Raw genomic sequence first — 18329 nt, 5'->3', positions numbered from 1 at the left:
GCGAAACGACAAGCAAAACTCGACGCGACAATCCGCGATGACTTCATCCTGCATATGTGGGAATTTTTCACACGTCAATGGTCCAGCTGCTCGGATGGCCTTCCGGGTTTCACGATCCCGCGCTACGCCGGGGTTTCTGACGAGCGGGGGGAGCCAGGATGATCAAGGATCGCGTCTACATCGTCACCGGCGCGGGCTCGGGGCTGGGCGCCGCGGTGGCGCGCGGCCTCGTGGCAGCGGGCGCCAGCGTCGTGGTGGCCGACATCGCCCGGGAGGCCGGGGCCGGGGTGGCGGCGGAGCTGGGCGCGCAGGCGCGGTTCGCGGCCACCGACGTCACCAGCGAGGCGGACGGTCAGGCGGCGGTCCAGACGGCACTCGACGCGTTCGGGCACCTGCACGGGCTGGTCAATTGCGCCGGGATCGCGCCGGGCGAGAAGGTGATCGGCCGCGACGGCCCGCACCGGCTCGACAGCTTCGCCCGAGCGGTGTCGGTCAACCTGATCGGGACGTTCAACATGATCCGGCTCGCCGCCGCGGCGATCGCCCGGGAGGCGCCCGACGCGGAAGGCGCCCGGGGCGTGATCCTCAACACCGCCTCGATCGCGGCTTTCGACGGACAGATCGGGCAGGCGGCCTACGCGGCCTCGAAGGGCGGCGTCGTTTCCATGACCCTGCCGATCGCCCGGGAGTTGGCCCGCCACGGCATCCGGGTCGTCACCATCGCGCCGGGCATCTTCGAGACGCCCATGATGGCGGGGATGCCGCAGGAGGTGCAGGACGCGCTCGGCCAGAGCGTGCCGTTCCCGCCGCGCTTGGGCCGCCCGTCGGAATACGCCGACCTCGTCCGGCACATCTGCGAAAACCCGATGCTGAACGGCGAGACGATCCGCCTCGACGGGGCGCTGCGGATGCCGCCCCGCTGAGCGCGATTCAGCCGATCGAAACGCTGGTGAGGAGTTCGGCGGCCCGGCGCACCTCAGTGACGATCAGCTCCTCGCTCGGCCCCTCGATCGGCATGTCGGACAGGATCGCGGCGACGTCGCGCTTCACATCCTCGCGGATCTCCGGATTCTCCTCGGACAAGCGCCCGATTAGGACGCCCAGGACGATCTCCAGGGCGGAGAGCTTGGCGTGCACGCGGGTGAAGTCGTCCAGCGGTTCCGGCTCGTTGTCGGTCATGGGGTGCTCCGTGGGGGTTGGCGCCTGCGCCCGGTCTGTCTGCACGAGCGCAGGCTTTCAGTTCGGCCGCTCGCCGGTGGGCGGAGTCAGCATCGCTTCCATCTGGTTGACGGCGCTGCGCAGGGCCTCGAAGGCGGGCAGGGGCCCGCGCAGATGCGCCACCACGCGCCGGCGCGTCCGCGACGGGGCGCCGGGCGCGGTCGGCTCGTAGACCTCCATCTCCAGGGTCATCCGCCCGATCCCCGCCCCGACCCCGAAGGCCGAGACAGTGTCGAAGTAGACGACCGGCGCCTCGATGCCACCCTCGACCTGGGACGATGAGCCGGAATCTGGCGTGTCGGGCATGCGGGATCTCTCGGGATCAGGGCGCCACGCGCCCGGAGGACGGGCAACGCGCGATGCGTCGGGCAGCCATACGCGCCCGAGGCCGGCATGGTCGATCCCGGAATGCGGCGCGCGGTCGGGTCGCGAGGTCCATCGGGTGCCCTGGAAGCCGGCGGCCGATGTAGCCCATCAACACCAGACCGATGCGCTGGACCGCGCCCGAACCCTTCCGTATGCTGCTTTGTCAGCATTCACACGATACAAAGCTCCAGAAGCCCAGATATAGAGCCATCAAATCAGTTCATCGCCAGGCCACGTCCATAAAATCCGCGCAAAGAGCTTGAGACATAAAATTCCTAATCTGCCCCATCGCTCATGAAGAAATATCGAGCTGGCATCGTCGCGATCGCCAAGAACGAGCAGCCCTACCTGCTGGAATGGCTGGCCTATCATCTAGCGCTCGGCTTCGAGCATATCTGGGTCTACGACAACGACAGCGACGAGAGCCTGTCGCGCCTGGTCTCGAAGGCGGCGCGGCGCCATGTCACCTTCGTGCGCTGGCCGAATGCCCCGGACGGCCGGACGCAGATCAACGCGTACAATCACTATCTGCGGACGCATGGCGGCTCCGTCGAATGGACGGCGGTCCTCGACCTCGACGAGATGGTCTGCCTCAAGCAGCACCGCACGATCCTGGACTTCGTGCAGGATTTCGAGGGCGCCACCGGGATCGCGCTCAACTGGCGCTTCTTCGGCAGTTCCGGCCATGTCCGGCCGGACGGCGGCCTGGTGATGGAGCGGTTCCGCCGGGCCTCTCACGTCGGTGACGAGATCAACGAGGGCGTGAAGAGCCTGCACAGGACCGACACGGTGGCATTCCTGATGCCGCATTACGCGCTGTACCGCGACCGGGAGCACGTCGTCTCGCCCACGGGCGCGCGCGTGCCGAACGACTGGCGTCTCCCGGTGGACGGGGCCAATCTCGCGGTTGCACAGATCAACCACTACTTCGTCAAGTCGGTGGAGGAGTGGCAGGCCAAGATCCGGCGCCACTACAGGTACAGCTCGGACGACCGCGAAGGCTATTTCGAAAAGCTCGACCGGAACGAGGTCGAGGATCTCGCCATCCTGGCCCATCGCGACGCGACCCGCGCGTGGATCCGCCGCCTGGCGCGAAAGCCGGGCCCCCTCGACGCGGTCAAGAAGGTCCTCGGGCTCGCGCGCAAGCCCGGGGCCGGATCGTCCGGGCCGATGCAGCCCGGCGCGTGAGGCGCGTTCAGGCGGTCGCGCTGTCGGTCCAGGCGGCCAGGGCCGCCGCGACGCCGGCGCCCGGCGGGATGGACGAAAACCCTTCCGCCCGCAGGACCGCCTCCAGGGCGCCCAGGGTGATCAGCACCTTGTGCTTGCGGGCGTTGTAGCCCATCGCGCCGATGCGCCAGACCTTGCCAGCCAGCGGCCCGAAGGCGGTGCCGATCTCGATCTCGAAATCCTCCCGCATCCGCCGCCGCACCGCCTCGCCGTCGATCCCGTCCGGGATATAGAGCGCGGTGACGTTGGTCATCCGGTAGCGATCGTCGCCGAACACGGTGAGCCCCATCGCCCGGATGCCCGCCGCAACGGCGCGCCCGGCGGCCGCATGCCGGCGGAAGCAGGCCTCAAGCCCCTCGCCCAGCAGCACCCGGGCGCATTCGCGCGCGCCGTAGAGCATCGTGGTCGCCTCGGTGTGGTGGTTCAGGCGCTTCTCCGACCAGTAATCCATGATCATGGCGAGGTCGAAGTAGTTCGAACCGATCCGCACGCCCAAACCGTCGTCGATGTCGTCCCGGCGGATGCCGTGCTCGACATGGCGCCGGGAGAAGATCCGCTCGGCCGCCGCCGCCGAGACGGTGATCGGCGCCGAGCCCGAGGGACCGCCGAGGCATTTCTGCAGGCCACCGGTCACCACGTCGACGCCCCAGCGGTCGGCGGCGATCTCCATGCCCCCGATGGTCGCGGTGGCGTCGACGTAGGAGAGGGCGCCGGCCCGGCGGCAGAGATCGCCGAGCCCGTCGAGGGGCTGGGCCATGGTGGTGGAGGTGTCGCCGTGGACGGTCGCCACGACCTTCGGGCCGAAGCGCTCCACCGCGGCGGCGATGGCCTCCAGGGGCACGACCTCGCCCCAGGGCGCGTCCACCGTCTCGACCACGGCGCCGACCCGCTCCAGGATCTCGGTGAGCAGCAGGCCGAACCGGCCGAAATTGACCACCAGCACCCGCTCGCCGGGGGCGACCAGGCTCACCAGTGCCGCCTCGATCCCGGCCCGGGCCGTGCCGTCGACCAGAAAGGTCCAGCGGTTCTCGGTGCCGAAGATCGGGCGGTAGAGCGCCATCACCTCGTTCATGTAGGCGGTCATCTCGGGGTCGAACTGCCCGAGCAGGTCGGCCGACATGGCGCGCAACACGCGCGGATGGGCATTGACGGGGCCCGGCCCCATCAGGAGCCGCTGGGGCGGGTCGATCTCGCCGATCTGCTCGAGCACGGGCTGGCTTCCTTCGCTATCGCGCATTCCGGGTGGGGCGACGCAATCCTCCGGCCAAATCCCTCCGGCCATGTTGCGGTCGAGAGTGCTGCTAGGGATCCGCGGCGCATCGATCAAGCGGTGTGTTTTTTCCCAGGGGCGGAAACCCTGTTCGGGCCTCGGCGTTTCTGGGTCCCACAACCGAACTCCCCAAGACCGAACCCGCAAAGGGAAACCCGCCATGATCAAACGCTTCGCCACCGCGGCCGGCCTGCTCGCGCTCTCAACGAGCCTCGCCCTGGCCCAGTCCGCCACCCAGACCGACAGCAATCTCAAGGAATGGCAGGTGGCCAAGGTCGCCAAGGTTGGCCTCGCCCAGGCGCTGACCACCGCCCAGGCACAGGGCGACGAGAAGGGCGGCCGCGCCATCGACGCGGATTTCGAGAAGGCCGACAGCAAGGACCCGGCCCACTACGCCATCAAGGTCGTCTACCCGAGCGGCAAGCTGGTGGAATACGGCATCAACGCCGATACCGGCGCCCTGTACAAGACCGAGAACCAGCCGATCGAGCGCTACTTCACCCGGCTGAAGCCCGCCGACTTCCAGAACGCCAAGACCTCGCTCAAGGACGCGCTCGCCATCGCCGAGCAGAAGGCCGGCGGCGGCAAGGCCTACGAGGCCGAGGTCGAGAAGGACGGCTCGGCGGTGCAGTACGAGATCAAGGTGGCCGGCGCCGACAAGGAGCAGACGGTCAAGGTCGGCCCGGACGGCAAGGTGGTTGACTAAGGGTCGGGCGGGCCGCGACGGCGATGCGCCGTCGCGGCCCGAACGCGTGAGGGACTGCCGCGAGGAATGCTACACCCTCGCGAGCCTCACGATTGCTGTCGTCCCCATCATCTGCCCCGTCATCCCGGGGCCGCGAAGCGGAGCCCGGGATCCATAAACGCCGACGGTTCAAGGTTTTGCGCGGTCGGCGGCTCTGGATTCCGGGCTCGCCTCCGGCGCCCCGGAATGACACGGTTGTTTATCCTGCTTCGGTTGCTTCTTTGGCCAGCAGATACCTTTGTGTGATTTCTCTTCGCCGCGCCACCGCAGGGAACGCGCTATGGTTCGCACGTCGCCCTGCGCCGATCTGGACGCTCCCATCCTGACGGATGAGGAGCTGAACGAGATGCGTCCGGCACGTGAAGTTCTGACCGCCGAGGAGTTTGCGGCCGTCTCGTTGGTCCGCAAGGCGAGCCGTCACGGATAAGCACCCCGCCGCTGCATGGTGTCGCCCCGCCGCTCGGATGCGGAGCCGGGCGGCCGCCTCGGCGATTGCTCCCGGACGAGACTGCCGACCGGGAGCGCGAACATGGAATCAGGTACGCAGGACTCCCAGACAATCCTCGGGACGGTCCACACCCGGGTCGAGGGGCCCGACAAGGTCACGGGCCGGGCGCTCTACGCCTCGGACCGGCTTGGCTCGGAGACGACCGCCCACGCGGCCCTGGTGACCAGCACCATCGCCCGGGGCCGGATCACCCGGTTCGACCTCGGGGCCGCCGAGCGCGTGCCGGGGGTGCTCGGGATCTTCACGCACCGGGATTTCGCTGGAGCGGTGGCACCGGTGAAGCACCTGATGGCCGGCGGCTATGCCAACAGTTCGCACCGGCCGCTGGAGTCTGATGCCGTCGCCTATGCCGGCCAGATCGTCGCCCTGGTGGTGGCGACGAACCAGGAGGCCGCCGAGGAGGCGGCCGGCGCGGTCCGGGTCGCCTACGCGGAGGAAACCGCCGCCGGCGGCTTCGACGCGCCCGGGGCCGAGACCGTCCGGCTGGCGGACCTCAAGGCGCAGCACGAGGACATCATCCGGGGCGATGCCGCGACCGCATGGCGCGACGCAGCCATCCGGGTCGAGGCGCGCTACGAGACCCCGGTCCAGCACCACAACCCGATCGAGCTGTTCACCACCCGGGCCGCCTGGGACGGCGACCGGCTCACCGTGCACGAGCCGACCCGCTATGTCGGCGCCGTGCAGCATGGGCTCGCGGCGCAGTTCGGCCTCGACCCCGCGCAGGTGCGGGTCGTGTCCGGGCTGATCGGCGGCCATTTCGGCTCGAAATTCGCCCTGTCGCAGCACACGACCCTGGTCGCCCTGGCGGCCCGGCGCCTCGGCCGGCCGGTCTCGCTGGTCCCGACCCGGCGGCAAGGCTTCACCATCGCCAATTACCGGCCGGAATCGCGCCACGCCATCCGGCTCGGGGCCGACCGCGACGGCCGGTTCACCGCCCTGGTGCACGAGGCCGAGACGGTCACGTCGCGGTTTGACCCCTTCGTGATGGAGGGCGCCGAGGTCAGCGCCAGCCTCTATGCCTGTCCGGCGATCCGGACCGAGGAGCGGGCGGTGCGGGTCGACCGCAACACCCCGGGCCCGATGCGGGCGCCCCCGGAGGTGCCTTACCTGTTCGCCCTGGAGAGCGCCGTCGACGAGATGGCTTTGGCCCTCGGGATGGATCCGATCGCCCTGCGGCGGCTGAACGACACCGCAATCGATCCGGTCTCCGGCAAGCCGTTCTCGACCCGGCCGCTGATGGCTTGCTTCGACGCCGGCGCGCGGGCCTTCGGCTGGGCGCGTCGGGCACCGCGCCCGGGGACGATGCGCGACGGGCCTTGGCGGGTGGGCCTCGGCTGCGCGGCCTCGGTGCGGCCGGTGAAGATCGCGGCCGCGACGATGCGGGTGCGGCTGAACCCGAACGGGACCGCGGAGGTCGCCTGCGCCCATCACGAGATCGGCAACGGCATCACCACGCTGCTCGCCATGGGCGCCGCCGACGGCCTCGGCGTGCCGGTGGAGCGGGTCACGGTCCGGCTCGGCGACACCGCTTTGCCGGCGGCCGGCATCTCGGGCGGGTCGAGCACGACCACGAGCTTGATGAACGCCCTGGCGCTGGGCTGCGGGCAGATCCGGGATGCACTGGCCCAGGCGGCTACGGGGCAGGGCGGGCGCCTCGCCGGGCGGGATCCGGCCGCCCTGTCGCTCTCGGCCGGGCGGCTGTCCGCTCCGGACGGCACCGGCCTCGCGCTGGCCGAGGCCGTCGGCCCCGCGGGGGTCGAGACGCTCGCCGAGTTCGTGCCCGCGGGCGGCGACCGGGAGAAGGGTCTGGCGGCCCTGCGGCAGGGCCATATCGGGCTGGCCTTCGGCGGGGGCGGGCGCTCGGTCTCCTGGGGATTCGGGGCGCAGTTCGCGGAGGTCCGCGTCCATGGCGAGACGGGAGAGATCCGGGTGGCCGGGCTCACCGGCGCCTTCGCGGCGGGGCGGATCCTCAACCCGCTGACCGCCCGGAGCCAGCTCACCGGCGGGATGATCTGGGGCCTCGGCTCGGCGCTGCTGGAAGAGACCGTGCTGGACGGGGCCGCCTACCGCAATCCGGATCTCGCCGAATATCTCGTCCCGACCTCGGCCGACGCCCCGGAGGTCGAGGCGCTGCTGGTGCCAGACCCGGACGATCAGGTCGACGCCCTCGGCCTCAAGGGCCTGGGCGAGCTCGGCATCATCGGCGTCAACGCGGCCATCGCCAACGCCGTCCACCACGCCACCGGCCGCCGGATCCGCAAGCTCCCGATCCGGCTGGAGGATGTGGCGTGAGGCGGGCGCCTCTGCCGCCCTCGCCGCCGGCCACCATGCTCAAACATCGGCCTGTGTAATGCGCGACGCGCGCTCCTCCCCCTTGCGGGGAGGAGTTGGAGGTGGGGGTGGCGCAGAAGGCACCGCTGTTCCCCATCCTGCACCACCCCACCCCTGCCCCTCCCCGCAAGGGGGAGGGGAAAAACGTTGTGATTCAGAGTCTTGCCACAGAACAGGCCCGATGTGCGCCTCCCGGGGGGAGGGAATTGCGCGCGCCATTCGAGCAGCGTTCGACCCGCCCCCTACTCCATCGTCGGCGCGAGCTTCTTCACGCTCTGCACGTCCTCGCCGAGCCAGGCCGCGTTCTTGGCGGTGCCGTCGAAGGTCGCGCTCGTCTTGAACAGCTCGTACTTGCCCTCCAGCGCGTAGGGCCTCGAACGCGACAGCAATTCGGCCACCGTCGCCTTGTCCATGGGCTTGAAGGTCTTCACCGCCTCGAAGGCCTGGTCGAGGTCGCGCTGGTTCTGGATGCCGGTGATCACCACCGAGACCGGCAGGTTCAGCGAGAAGTGCAGGTACTCGATCGGCTTGATCGGCGCGTCGGCCTTCAGGATCACCCCGTCGCCAAACGTCTTCATGGCGAGCGGCGCGATGCCCTCGGCCACGAGGTGCGGCAGCACGAGATGGCCGAACGAGCGGAAATGCGCGTCCATCACGTTGAGTGGCATCTGGCAAGAATCGAACTGGAAGCCGCGCTCCTGCGCCACCGCCAGCATCTGCAGGTGGATGCGCGGGTCCTTGTGGCCGGTGAAGCCGATATAGCGGAGCTTGCCCTGCTTCTTGGCTTCCAGGAAGCCCTCCATGGCGCCGCCCTCCGCGAAGACGCGGTCCGGGTCGTCGTAGCGCAGGATCTCGTGGTGCTGGACGAGGTCGATCCGGTCGGTGCGCAGGCGCAGGAGCGACTGGTCGATCTGCTTGAGCGCCTCCTCCTTGGTCCGCCCGTCCATCTTGGACATCAGGAAGACCTTGTCCCGGTAGCCGCCCTGGGCCAGCGCCGCGCCCATGCGCAGCTCGGAGCGGCCGTCGTTGTAGTCCCAGCAATTGTCCATGAAGGTGATGCCGCGATCGACGCCTTCGTGGATCAGCCGGGTCGCCTCGTCGTCGGTCACCGCGCTCTTGCCGAGGTGGAACCCGCCCATCCCGATCGCCGAGATCTTTTCCGCGGTCCGGCCGAAATTGCGGTAGAGCATCTCGCCCCGGCGCTCGCCCGGATCGGAGATCAGCGGCAGGTCGGCCGGGTCCTGCGGCCTTGTGTTCGGAAGCGGCGGGACGCTCACGGCCGCACCTGCGCTGCCGGCGCCTGCGAGACCTGTTCCCGTGATTCCTGCGCCGAGCACGGCGCCTTGAAGGAAGCTGCGGCGTTCCATCGGATATCTCCGTTCGGAAGGAAGTGGGGTTCGGGCGGTAACGGGTGGCGGCAGGTCATCGTTCGGCCTCCTGGGCGAGGCGACTCGCCGCGTTGAGCAGACGCAGGGCGGCGCAGGCCGCGCCGTAGCCGTTGTCGATGTTGACCACCGTGATCCCGGGGGCGCAGCTCGCCAGCACCGCGTCGAGCGCCGCGCGCCCGCCCGCGGCGACGCCGTAGCCCACGGAGGTCGGGACCGCGATCACCGCCCCGGCCACGAGACCGCCGACCACGCTCGGCAGCGCCGCATCCATGCCGGCGGCGACGATCACCACCGGATGCGTCCGGATCTCCTCCAGCCGCGTCGTCAGCCGCCAGAGGCCGGCGACGCCGACATCGGCGAACAGCGTCGCGGCCCGGCCGGCATAGCCGAGCGTCCGCAGGGCCTCCCGGGCGACGGGCACGTCCGAGGTGCCGGCCGCCACCACGGCGACCCGGGCCGGGCCGGCGACGGCGGGAGGCTGCCCGAACACCGCGGTGCGCGAGACCGGGCAATAGTCGAGCCGCGCCGCGTGCCCGAGCCGGGAGCACTTCTCCGGGTCGAGCCGGGTCAGGAGCAGCGAGGCGCCCCGGTCCCCGGCAGCGACCAGGATCGCGTCGATCTGATCAGGGCTCTTGCCGGCGCAGAAGATCGCCTCTTCCAGGCCGATCCGCTCGGGCCGGGCGAAGTCGAGGGTGAATTCGTCCGCAACACTCATAAGGGCGAGGCTCCCGTCAGGAAGGCGCTGCCGACCCGGTAGGGCGCGAACCGGACCGGGCCGGACAGCCGCGGCGGCGCGATCGCCCGGATGCCGGCCCCGAGTTTTTCGCGATTCTCTGCGTCCAGGGTGGAAAGGCTTCCGGCATCGAGCTCCACCACCACGCCCTCGGCCCGCACCCGGCAGCGGACGGCCCGCTTGGCGCCCGTGCCGGCATCGAGGGCGCCTCCGACCAGCCGCTCGACCGCGTGGATGAAGCCCAGGGTCTCCGGCTCGATCGGGATGCCGGTCTCGACCCGGCTCGACAGGCAGGGCGCGGACGGCAAGTCGGCCACCGTTCCGAGGCCGAGGTGGCGGGCGAGCGCCCGGACGGCCGCCTTGTCGAGGCCCGCCTCCACGTAGGGGTGGCGCACCCCGTGCTCCCGGGCGGCGTCGAGGCCGGGGCGGTACTCGCCGAGGTCGTCGCGATTGGCGCCGGACAGGATCTGCCGGTCGGTGACGTTCCGGATCGCCCCGTACAGGTTGGTCTTGCAGAAGAAGCAGCGGTTGACCGGGTTGGCCCGGTAGGCCGGGTCGGCGAACTCGCCGGCCTCGATCACCCGCAGGTCCCAGCCCTCCCGGGCGGCCTCGGCCCGGACCCGCGCGGTCGCCTCGCCGGGCACGGCCGGGGAGACCGCGTGAACGACGAGCGTCGCCCACGGTGCCAGCCGGTGGGCGAGGGTGGCCAGCGTCAGGCTGTCGACCCCGCCGCTCACCGCCACCGCGACGGGCCCGAGTTCCGCCAGTACGGCTTCGAGATGCGCGCGCGTCACCGCTCCTCCTTCGTAATCTGTTGCGTGATCTGTTGCAGGGCGAGGCGTTCGGCCTCGGCGCGCAGGCGCGCCCGGTCGGCCTGGCCCGCTTGGCGCAGGGCGTCGTCGGCCTCGGCCTTGGCGGTGCGCCCGCCCGGCCGGTCGACCACCTTGACCCGGACCGGCTGCCCCTCCGGTGCGACCGTCACGGCCTCGCGGTCGAGCGTTGCGCGCGCGACCCGGTGGTGGCGCAGCCCGATCGTGGTGGTCTCGCGGAAGCAGGCCGCGATCGCCGCCTCCAGGCTCTCGGGCTGAACCAGGGCCTGGATATGGGCCATCATCCGGCCCTTCTTGCCCAGGACCGGCATCTGCACGACGTCGCGCACGCCGGGCTCCGCGCGCAGGCGGTCGAGGCCCATGGCCAGATCTTCGCCCGACTGGTCGTCGATCTCGAACGCGATGACCGCAAGTTCGCCGCGGTCTGGCCGGGATGCGGGCACCACGTCCAGCACCAGGGCGCGCAGGCAATTGCTGAGGCCCGGCAGGACCTTCGTGCCGAACCCGATGCCGCTCCGCCCGATCGTGCCGGGGGGCCGGCCGCGTCCGGGCTCATGGCCGCAGAGATGGCGCAGGATCGCGGCGCCGGTGGGGGTCACGCGCTCGCCCGGGATCCCGTCATCGAGGGTCGAAAAACCTTCGAGCAGGAGCGTGGTGGCGGGGGCCGGCACCGGCAAAGGCCCGTGCTGGGTCCGGACGCGGCCCGAGCCCAGGGGCAGGGCCGAGACGCTCCAGCTTCGCACTTCGAGCATGGCGATCAGGTGGGCGGCGGCGACGATGTCGGCGATCGAATCGAAGGCGCCAACCTCGTGGAACGCCACAGCGTCGACCGCGATGCCGTGGACCCGGGCCTCCGCATCGGCGAGGTGCCCGAAGATGGCCAGCGCATGCGCCCGGATGGCGGGGGCGAGATCCGCCCGCTCCAACTCCGCGCGGATTTCGGACCAGGGCCGGTGGCCGTGATGGGAAGCGTCGTGCGCGTGGCTGTGCGGGTGATCGTGCGGGTGATGATCGTGATGGTGGTGGTCCGCATGGCCGCCGTGCCGATGCGGCGCAGGCGGCGCCTCCGAGCCGGGGCCTGAGACCGCGAAGCGCGAGCCCTGCAGGATGCCGTCATTATGCGCGGGCGCCGTGCAGGCGATGCGCGAATCGACGGCCCGCACGCTCGCGCGCACGCCCTCCAGATGCTCGGGAAAGGCATCCAGCAGCGCGGCGGCGAACATGTCGCCGGCCACGCCGCCGAGCGCGTCGAGGTGAATGTGCATGATGCGTCGGTGGGCCCGAACCGGAAGCGTGATGCCGCTCAGATCGGCCGCAGCCGGCCCAAGGCAAGGGACGGAGGCCCGATCGGGTCACGCGGCGTATCGCCGTCACCTCACGCGGCGGCGCCCACGGAATCGGCCATCCGGGCCCGGCGCGTGCCTAAAGGCTGGGGCTCGCCCACCGTCGTGTCCTCGGCGGTCTGGTGCTCCATCTCGGCGTTGAGCTGGGCGCCGGCGAGCACGATCATGGTCGAGATCCAGATCCAGGTCATGAAGCCGATGGCCGCGCCGAGGGAGCCGTAAGTCTTGTTGTAGCTGCCGAAATGGGCGACGTACCAGGAGAACAGCAGCGAGGCGACGATCCACAGCACGGCCGCCGCGGCGCCCCCGGGCGTCACCCAGCGCCAGCGCGGCGCGTCCCGGCTCGGACCGTAGCGGTAGAGCATGGCGAGCCCGAGCAGGACCGCTACGAGCAGCGCCGGCCAGCGCAGCAGGGTCAGCCACCAGGCATCCGAGCCGAACCCGACATAGGAGAGCACCACCGGCAGCACCACGACCGCGGCCAGGGCCAGGATCAGGAAGGCCAGCGCCCCGGCGGTGAAGCCGAGGGAGACGACGTTGAGCAGGACGAAATTGCGCTTCTCGCGCTCGTTGTAGACGATGTTGAGGGCGTCGAAGACGTGCTTCACGCCACCATTGGCACTCCAGACCGACAGGGCGATGCTGACGATCAGGCTCAGGCCGAGCGCGGTGTTGCCCTTCTCGTTCAGGCGCTTGACCTGGTCGTCGAGGATGTCGAGGGCGCCCTGGGGCATGATGCCCTGAAGGCTGGCGAGCTGGTCGTTGATGGTCGAGGCGTCAGCCACGAGGCCGTAGCAGGAGACCAAAGCCGCCACCGCCGGGAAAATCGCCAGCAGGGTGAAGAAGGTCACCCCCGCCGCGATCAGCGGCAGGCGGTTCTCGCCGATGTCGCGATAGGTGCGCAGGGCGATGTCCTTCCAGCCCTTGGCGGGGATCTCGGCCGGATGGCTGGCGCCCCGCCCGCGATCGGCCTCACGCAGGGCGACCGCCTTCGCGTCGTCGCCCTCATGGGTGGGTGACGGCTCGTGCGCCGACGCGCCCGCGAAGGCAGGCCGGGGGCCCGCATCCGTCCGCGGCCCGGTGGGGCCAGCCGCCCGGCGCGGGAACGCGACCAGGCCGACCAGGGCGGTGGCCAGGGCCAGGGTCCAGACCGTCGAGGCCGGCCCCCCGGGATCGCGGGCCGCGCTGCGGTCTGGAACGGGAGAAGCCATCGATACGCCTCGGCTCGGGGTCGCGGATCGCCTGCGAACGGCACCCGACGGGGCCGCAGATCCGACAGGGGAACGCCGCTGTGCGCCCCCGGTTCGCGGCCGGGTTGTAATCGGGCGCGGTACCCGGCGAAGTTGCTTGTATTCGGCCGGCCTCACCTTCGCAGCGGGTTCTAACCCATGTTGGGGCGGGGCCGGCGCAGGCGCGCCACAAACAATCCTCGACGGGCGCGACCGGCCCGTTTGCCGACGCCCGGACCGATGCCCGACACCGAAGGCCACACCCTGCTCGATTCGTCCCGCGATCTCCGCCACGGCCTGCCGGATGCGGTGCGCACCCATCTCGGCACCCTGCTCGGCCTCACCTACGACCAGCTCGATCCGGCCTCCGGATCGGCCTCCGACCGCTTCGCCGACCTGCTGGCGCGCCTCGACGCCGCACTGGCCCGCGGAGAGGGCGAGCGGGAGGCGGCGTTCCGGGCCGGCCTGCTGAAGGTGGTGCCGGCCCTGCATCGCTTCGCGGTGTCCCTGACCCGCGATCCGGCCGCGGCCGACGACCTCGTGCAGGACACGCTGCTGCGCGGCTGGCGCGGGCGGGCCGGCTTCACCCCCGGCTCCAACCTGGAGGCGTGGCTGTTCACGATCCTGCGCAACGTGTTCTACAGCCAACACCGCAAGCAGGGCCGCGAGGTCGCCGACACCGACGGCAGCTACGCCGAGCGGCTGACCAGCGTGCCGGAGCAGGGCGGCCATCTCGACCTTCAGGACGTGCGCGCCGCCCTCGACCGGCTGGCGCCGGTGATGCGCGAGGCGCTGGTCCTCGTGGCGATCGAGAACCTGAGCTACGAGGAAGCCGCCGCGGTCATGAACTGCCAGATCGGCACGGTGAAGAGCCGGGTCTGGCGCGCCCGGGAGCAGCTCGCCCGGATGCTCGGCTATACCGGAGCCGAGATCGGCAACGACGGGGTGATGCTGTCGGTGACCGGGACCACGGCCTGACGCGGCGCGATCGGTTTCCACCGCTGAATACCCCTATCCAGGGGATCGCCCTCTGTATTCGCCAGCAAATTTGACTTAAGTGAAGGCGCCCGGGGTGATTCCCGGGCGACATAGGGCGGGTTGGGTCGATCCGTCGTCCCGGCTCAGCTCCCGTCGGTGTGACATCCCCCCGATCCACCGACGGGAGCCCCTTTCGGGAATTCCCTTCAGCGCTCGGACTCGTCCGCCCGGTCCGCGTCGAGCTGCTGCAGCAGCTCCGCCAGCCGGGGATCCAGCGCCTCGTCGATCACCGGATCATAGAGCGCCTGCAGCTGGCGGCCGAGCCGCATCCGCGTCTGCGCGTCGAGGACCGGGGCGCTGCTCGCGATCGGAAACACCCGCAGGGCCGTGGGGCCGGTGCCGGGCGCGGATCTCGGGGCGGCGCGCTGAGAATCGGGATGTGGCATCCCATCTACATCGGCCTGCAGTGGCGCGACGGCAACCACCCGGGGCCAGGAAGTCTCAGGCATCGTCCTCGGGCGCGAACACTTCGCCCTGTTCGGCGAGCACTGTGTCGGCTTCGTCGCGGGCCAGCTCATCGGGATCGGGGCGGCCCAGGACGTGGGCCAGCGCCCGCTCCCAATCCGGCGGCAGGGTGCCGCCCGCACCGGACAGGATCTCCGCCGTGCGGTCGCGCAGCCGCGCCCAGGTCTGCGCATCGAGGTCGGCGAACCCGCTTCCGAGGCCGAGCTCGGAGGCGGCCTGCATGGCGGCCCGCGTCGCGGTCGCGGCCCAATCGGGCGGGGCAGGGGGTTCGGTCATGGCGGCCTCGCGCGGGTCTCGATCGCCCCAGACATAAAGCGCGCGCCGCCGAAGTGGATACCGGTTCGGCGGCGCGCGCGCGCACTCCGCCCGGAGGTCAGCGCAGCCCGTGGCGGGCGATCTCCTCCGGCACCAGCTCGGCCGCGTCCTGGCGTTCCAGGATGGCGTCGATGGCGATCGGGCGGTCGTCCCAGGCATCGACCCCGACATCGCAGGAGCGGCTGGTATCGGGCAGCCAGCCGTGGCTGTGGCCGTAGAGGTGGCGGGTTTCCCGCCACAGGCCGGGCCAGGCCCGGTGCGCGTAATGCGACAGGAACAGGCGGTGCTCCCGGCCCTGCGCGTCCGGGACCGAGATCCGGGCGCTCTCCGCGGGCGGCTCGGCCCAGGGTAGGTCGAGCACGCGGTTCGAATCGTGGTTGCCCCGGATGAGGCGCTTGATGCCGTTGAGTTGGGCGAACAGGGTCGCGCAATGCTCCCGGCTCGCCCCCGCGGCGAAGTCGCCGAGATGCCAGACCGAATCCTCCGGACCGACCACAGCGTTCCAAGCGGCGACCAGCGCCGCATCATGCGCCTCGAGGCTGCCGTAGCGCGCCCCGCGATGACGCAGGATGTGCGGGTCGCCGAAATGCGTGTCCGCGGTGAAGAAGATCGCCATGGCGCCGAATCCGCGAGTCCCGTCCCAATTCACCGTCGCATCCGGCGCCGCTCCGAGGTGGACCGGCGCGGGCGTCCGGCAAGGCTTGCGCGGCATCGTGGCCGTGCCTCACCAGATAGAGCATCGTCCCAGAGGATTGTTTCGGGCTTTCGGGACGATGCGGAAACGGTGCGCCGAGGCCAGCAGGCCGTGAGGCCGCACCCGATTGCCCGGCGCACGGCTCGCTGCCTATCTTGGCTGCGATGCTCGACCCCATCGCCTACGCGCACCTGCTCGACGCCGCCCGCGCGCATCCGCCTCTGGAGGCCGCGATCCGGCAGGCCGGCCCGCTCCGGATCGACCCGCCGCCGCATGCCTGCGTGGCAGACCGGCTGTTCGTCGAGGTGGTGAACCAGCAGCTCTCCACCCGGGCCGCGGCCGCGATCTGGGCCCGGATCGAGGCCGCCGCGGCGGCGGCCGGCTCGAGCCCGCGCGCGCTGTTCGAGGCCGGCGACCCGGCTCTGCTGCGGGCCTGCGGGATCTCGGGCAACAAGGTCCGCGCCCTCCAGGCGATCGTCGCCGCCGAAGCAACGGGCCTGCTCGGCCCCGACCTCGCCGGCCTGCCCCATCCTGAGCGCGCCGCGATCCTGTGCGGCATCCGCGGGGTCGGCCCCTGGACCGCCGACATGATCGGCATCTTCCACTTCCACGATCCCGACATTTGGCCCGAGGGCGACGTCGCGGCGGTAGGCTGCCTGCGCCGCCTCACCGGCGGCACCGACACCCGCGCCCTCGCGGCCCCGTTCGCGCCCTACCGCTCGCTCCTGGCTCGCTACCTCTGGCGCATCAAGGACACCGCCCCGGCCGAACCGCCAAGCCTCTCCGCGGGACGCCCCCGCCGCCCCCGCGCCGCGGCGAAATCCGGGTGACGGACGGTCCCCGATCGGCTATCCGTTCGGAGGGCGCAGGGCCTGTAGCTCAATGGTTAGAGCCGACCGCTCATAACGGTCTGGTTGCAGGTTCGAGTCCTGCCGGGCCCACCACTTGAGTCTGCAAGGTATCGCGGCACGACAGGATTTTCGGCCTGTCGCTGCATCTGGCTATCGCAGCAAGGCATTGGTGGCTCTCCCAGGGCCATAGGTCGGATGTTCTGCGACCCTGAGACCGCGTCCGCTGGCAAGGCGATCAGGAGGCTCCGGCGTTTCCTGAGAAACCCGCGCCGAAACCCGGTCGCTGCCGGCCGCACTGCTCATGCCTCGTCACGGGACGCGGCGTCGCCCTGCAAACCATGAGCGCTGATCCGATGAGCTCCGACCTGACGGTCTATTTTGATGGCGGCTGCCCGCTCTGCCGGGCCGAGATCGGTCATTATCGCCACTGCCACGGGGCCGAGCGGATCGCCTTCGTCGATGTCGGGCGCAATGCGCCGGCCGCTGACCTGGGGGCGGATCTCGACCGGGGCGTCGCGCTGCGACGCTTCCACGTGCGTGGCGCGGATGGTCGGCTGGTGTCGGGGGCGGCGGCGTTCGCGCGGCTGTGGCGTGTTCTGCCGAACTGGCGCTGGCTCGGCCGCCTCGTGGATCTGCGCGTCTTCGGGCTGCGGCCGATACTGCCTCTGGCCGAGGTGGCCTACCGGCTGTCGCTGCCCCTGCGGCCGCGGCTGGCGCGGCTGATCGCCCGCCGGCAGCGCTGAATGTCCGGCCCCAGAGAGCTCTGCGGCGGGGACGAGGCCTGATTTGTGACCGACCGCATAACAAACGTCGATAATATCAATCTGAGCGGCCCTGCACGGTCATTCCTGGATTGCGCATCGGTATTGGAGCGTTGTCTCTGAGGCTTTCATCCGGCTCGCTCGCTGGCGGCGTGAGGGATGGCCGGGGGGAACGCGATGACGCACACACTGAGCCGTCGGCACATGCTCGGATGCGGGTGCAGCCTCGGGGCAGGGATGATCGCCGCCCTGGCGACGCAGCGCCCGGCCCTGGCTGCCGCGCCGAGCACCAAGAAGACCGACATGACGCCCGATCAGGCGCTGCAGGCCCTCAAGGACGGCAACACCAACTATCTCACCGACTCGCCGGTGCGCTCCGCGCAGGGGCGTGAGCGCCGCATCGAGATCGCGCTCGGGCAAACACCCTTCTGCGTGCTGGTGAGCTGTTCCGACAGCCGCGTCTCGCCGGAGATCCTGTTCGGCCGCGGCCTCGGCGAGCTGTTCATCGTGCGCAATGCCGGCAACACCATCGACACGACGGCGCTCGGCTCGATCGAGTATGCCGTGGCCCAACTCGGCGTCCCGCTGGTCCTGGTGATGGGCCACAGTCGCTGCGGGGCCGTCGAGGCCGCCGTGAGCGTGGTCAAGAACAACACCATTTTCCCGGGCGCCATCGGCCAGATGATCGAGCCGATCGTGCCGGCGGTCCTGACGGTCCGGGACAAGCCGGGGGACCTCGTGGAGAACGCGGTCCGCGCCAACGTCGACCGCACGGTGACGCGCCTGCGCTCGGCCGCCGAGCCGCTCCTCACCGATCCGCAGAAGACCGGCAAGCTGCGCGTGGTCGGCGCCGCCTACAGCCTGGATACGGGCAACGTGGATTTTTTCAACGAAGGGTAGCGGAGGCGCTCGCTTCGCCGGCGAGCGCCATCCGTCCCGGCAGGCTGCCGCGATCGGCCCCGTCCCGGTCAGCCACACCACTTCCGCATGGCCGCGAAAGCTGGCATCCTAAGC

The 18329-nt window shown here is 70.7% G+C and carries 19 protein-coding genes and 1 tRNA gene; 9 read left to right on the top strand and 11 right to left on the bottom strand.

What is annotated here, in order from left to right:
* The first annotated feature begins 158 nt into the window (after positions 1-158).
* Complete coding sequence (locus BM228_RS20595; RefSeq protein ID WP_092043546.1) at positions 159-923, top strand: 3-hydroxyacyl-CoA dehydrogenase; 765 nt, start codon at positions 159-161, stop codon at positions 921-923.
* A gap of 7 nt (positions 924-930) precedes the next feature.
* Here BM228_RS20595 and BM228_RS20590 read toward each other — a convergent pair whose 3' ends face one another.
* Together BM228_RS20590 and BM228_RS20585 are read right to left on the bottom strand one after the other, a co-directional pair.
* The gene (locus tag BM228_RS20590; protein ID WP_050735986.1) at positions 931-1179 is read right to left on the bottom strand and encodes a hypothetical protein; all 249 of its coding nucleotides are present in this window, start codon (positions 1177-1179) and stop codon (positions 931-933) included.
* Positions 1180-1236: 57 nt separating this feature from the next.
* Positions 1237-1524, bottom strand: coding sequence for a hypothetical protein (locus tag BM228_RS20585; protein WP_092043545.1), 288 nt, complete (start codon positions 1522-1524; stop codon positions 1237-1239).
* 354 nt (positions 1525-1878) lie between these two features.
* Here BM228_RS20585 and BM228_RS20580 point away from each other — a divergent pair, with 354 nt between their 5' ends.
* Positions 1879-2772: a glycosyltransferase family 2 protein gene (locus BM228_RS20580; protein WP_092043543.1), complete on the top strand. Its 894-nt coding sequence runs from the start codon at positions 1879-1881 to the stop codon at positions 2770-2772.
* Positions 2773-2779: 7 nt separating this feature from the next.
* On the opposite strand, the gene BM228_RS20575 is transcribed toward BM228_RS20580, so the two are convergent.
* Positions 2780-4021: a pyridoxal-phosphate-dependent aminotransferase family protein gene (locus BM228_RS20575; protein WP_208612069.1), complete on the bottom strand. Its 1242-nt coding sequence runs from the start codon at positions 4019-4021 to the stop codon at positions 2780-2782.
* A 220-nt stretch (positions 4022-4241) separates the two neighbouring features.
* Between BM228_RS20575 and BM228_RS20570 the strand changes: the two genes are divergently transcribed.
* Positions 4242-4787 (top strand): PepSY domain-containing protein, encoded by a 546-nt coding sequence (locus tag BM228_RS20570; protein ID WP_092043540.1) that lies wholly within the window; start codon positions 4242-4244, stop codon positions 4785-4787.
* A gap of 568 nt (positions 4788-5355) precedes the next feature.
* The gene (locus tag BM228_RS20565; RefSeq protein ID WP_092043652.1) at positions 5356-7629 is read left to right on the top strand and encodes a xanthine dehydrogenase family protein molybdopterin-binding subunit; all 2274 of its coding nucleotides are present in this window, start codon (positions 5356-5358) and stop codon (positions 7627-7629) included.
* A gap of 281 nt (positions 7630-7910) precedes the next feature.
* Here BM228_RS20565 and BM228_RS20560 read toward each other — a convergent pair whose 3' ends face one another.
* From BM228_RS20560 to BM228_RS20540, 5 genes are all read right to left on the bottom strand, one after another.
* Positions 7911-9035: an aldo/keto reductase gene (locus tag BM228_RS20560; protein WP_092043538.1), complete on the bottom strand. Its 1125-nt coding sequence runs from the start codon at positions 9033-9035 to the stop codon at positions 7911-7913.
* A 55-nt stretch (positions 9036-9090) separates the two neighbouring features.
* Positions 9091-9771, bottom strand: a complete 681-nt coding sequence (larB, locus tag BM228_RS20555) for a nickel pincer cofactor biosynthesis protein LarB (protein WP_092043536.1) — start codon at positions 9769-9771, stop codon at positions 9091-9093.
* On the bottom strand, positions 9768-10583 hold the full coding sequence (larE, locus tag BM228_RS20550; RefSeq protein WP_092043535.1) for an ATP-dependent sacrificial sulfur transferase LarE: 816 nt from the start codon (positions 10581-10583) through the stop codon (positions 9768-9770). The genes larB and larE overlap by 4 nt, the downstream gene beginning before the upstream one ends.
* Positions 10580-11884: a nickel pincer cofactor biosynthesis protein LarC gene (larC, locus tag BM228_RS20545; protein WP_092043533.1), complete on the bottom strand. Its 1305-nt coding sequence runs from the start codon at positions 11882-11884 to the stop codon at positions 10580-10582. Before larC ends, larE begins: the two co-directional genes overlap by 4 nt.
* A gap of 110 nt (positions 11885-11994) precedes the next feature.
* Entirely contained in the window at positions 11995-13173 is a 1179-nt protein-coding gene (locus BM228_RS20540; protein ID WP_092043532.1) for a YihY/virulence factor BrkB family protein, read from the bottom strand.
* A 258-nt stretch (positions 13174-13431) separates the two neighbouring features.
* Here BM228_RS20540 and BM228_RS20535 point away from each other — a divergent pair, with 258 nt between their 5' ends.
* Positions 13432-14169: a sigma-70 family RNA polymerase sigma factor gene (locus BM228_RS20535; protein WP_092043530.1), complete on the top strand. Its 738-nt coding sequence runs from the start codon at positions 13432-13434 to the stop codon at positions 14167-14169.
* Between the two features lie 206 nt (positions 14170-14375).
* Here BM228_RS20535 and BM228_RS20530 read toward each other — a convergent pair whose 3' ends face one another.
* From BM228_RS20530 to BM228_RS20520, 3 genes are all read right to left on the bottom strand, one after another.
* A complete protein-coding gene (locus BM228_RS20530; protein WP_092043529.1) occupies positions 14376-14615 on the bottom strand; it encodes a hypothetical protein in 240 nt (79 codons plus the stop codon).
* Positions 14616-14670: 55 nt separating this feature from the next.
* The gene (locus tag BM228_RS20525; RefSeq protein WP_092043527.1) at positions 14671-14970 is read right to left on the bottom strand and encodes a hypothetical protein; all 300 of its coding nucleotides are present in this window, start codon (positions 14968-14970) and stop codon (positions 14671-14673) included.
* A gap of 97 nt (positions 14971-15067) precedes the next feature.
* Positions 15068-15625, bottom strand: a complete 558-nt coding sequence (locus tag BM228_RS20520; protein WP_092043526.1) for a metallophosphoesterase — start codon at positions 15623-15625, stop codon at positions 15068-15070.
* A gap of 242 nt (positions 15626-15867) precedes the next feature.
* Here BM228_RS20520 and BM228_RS20515 point away from each other — a divergent pair, with 242 nt between their 5' ends.
* The 4 genes from BM228_RS20515 (at position 15868) to BM228_RS20500 (ending at position 18215) form a co-directional block, all read left to right on the top strand.
* Positions 15868-16533 (top strand): DNA-3-methyladenine glycosylase family protein, encoded by a 666-nt coding sequence (locus BM228_RS20515; RefSeq protein WP_092043651.1) that lies wholly within the window; start codon positions 15868-15870, stop codon positions 16531-16533.
* 38 nt (positions 16534-16571) lie between these two features.
* Positions 16572-16647, top strand: a tRNA-Ile gene (locus tag BM228_RS20510).
* 260 nt (positions 16648-16907) lie between these two features.
* Entirely contained in the window at positions 16908-17297 is a 390-nt protein-coding gene (locus BM228_RS20505) for a thiol-disulfide oxidoreductase DCC family protein (RefSeq protein ID WP_092043524.1), read from the top strand.
* 195 nt (positions 17298-17492) lie between these two features.
* Positions 17493-18215: a carbonic anhydrase gene (locus BM228_RS20500; RefSeq protein WP_092043523.1), complete on the top strand. Its 723-nt coding sequence runs from the start codon at positions 17493-17495 to the stop codon at positions 18213-18215.
* Positions 18216-18329: the final 114 nt, after the last annotated feature.

The organism is Methylobacterium pseudosasicola, from assembly GCF_900114535.1.
GTDB classification, from domain to species: domain Bacteria; phylum Pseudomonadota; class Alphaproteobacteria; order Rhizobiales; family Beijerinckiaceae; genus Methylobacterium; species Methylobacterium pseudosasicola.
Note: the sequence above shows the minus strand (reverse complement) of the source record. Positions and strands in the feature narration are given on the sequence as shown.

Bases quoted from the DNA above. Each gene is read 5' to 3' on its own strand.
- BM228_RS20595 (WP_092043546.1), top strand. From the start codon at position 159: ATGATCAAGGATCGCGTCTACATCGTCACCGGCGCGGGCTCGGGGCTG.
- BM228_RS20590 (WP_050735986.1), bottom strand. From the start codon at position 1,179: ATGACCGACAACGAGCCGGAACCGCTGGACGACTTCACCCGCGTGCAC.
- BM228_RS20585 (WP_092043545.1), bottom strand. From the start codon at position 1,524: ATGCCCGACACGCCAGATTCCGGCTCATCGTCCCAGGTCGAGGGTGGC.
- BM228_RS20580 (WP_092043543.1), top strand. From the start codon at position 1,879: ATGAAGAAATATCGAGCTGGCATCGTCGCGATCGCCAAGAACGAGCAG.
- BM228_RS20570 (WP_092043540.1), top strand. From the start codon at position 4,242: ATGATCAAACGCTTCGCCACCGCGGCCGGCCTGCTCGCGCTCTCAACG.
- BM228_RS20565 (WP_092043652.1), top strand. From the start codon at position 5,356: ATGGAATCAGGTACGCAGGACTCCCAGACAATCCTCGGGACGGTCCAC.
- BM228_RS20560 (WP_092043538.1), bottom strand. From the start codon at position 9,035: ATGGAACGCCGCAGCTTCCTTCAAGGCGCCGTGCTCGGCGCAGGAATC.
- larB (WP_092043536.1), bottom strand. From the start codon at position 9,771: ATGAGTGTTGCGGACGAATTCACCCTCGACTTCGCCCGGCCCGAGCGG.
- larC (WP_092043533.1), bottom strand. From the start codon at position 11,884: ATGCACATTCACCTCGACGCGCTCGGCGGCGTGGCCGGCGACATGTTC.
- BM228_RS20540 (WP_092043532.1), bottom strand. From the start codon at position 13,173: ATGGCTTCTCCCGTTCCAGACCGCAGCGCGGCCCGCGATCCCGGGGGG.
- BM228_RS20535 (WP_092043530.1), top strand. From the start codon at position 13,432: ATGCCCGACACCGAAGGCCACACCCTGCTCGATTCGTCCCGCGATCTC.
- BM228_RS20530 (WP_092043529.1), bottom strand. From the start codon at position 14,615: ATGCCACATCCCGATTCTCAGCGCGCCGCCCCGAGATCCGCGCCCGGC.
- BM228_RS20525 (WP_092043527.1), bottom strand. From the start codon at position 14,970: ATGACCGAACCCCCTGCCCCGCCCGATTGGGCCGCGACCGCGACGCGG.
- BM228_RS20520 (WP_092043526.1), bottom strand. From the start codon at position 15,625: ATGGCGATCTTCTTCACCGCGGACACGCATTTCGGCGACCCGCACATC.
- BM228_RS20515 (WP_092043651.1), top strand. From the start codon at position 15,868: ATGCTCGACCCCATCGCCTACGCGCACCTGCTCGACGCCGCCCGCGCG.
- BM228_RS20505 (WP_092043524.1), top strand. From the start codon at position 16,908: ATGAGCTCCGACCTGACGGTCTATTTTGATGGCGGCTGCCCGCTCTGC.
- BM228_RS20500 (WP_092043523.1), top strand. From the start codon at position 17,493: ATGACGCACACACTGAGCCGTCGGCACATGCTCGGATGCGGGTGCAGC.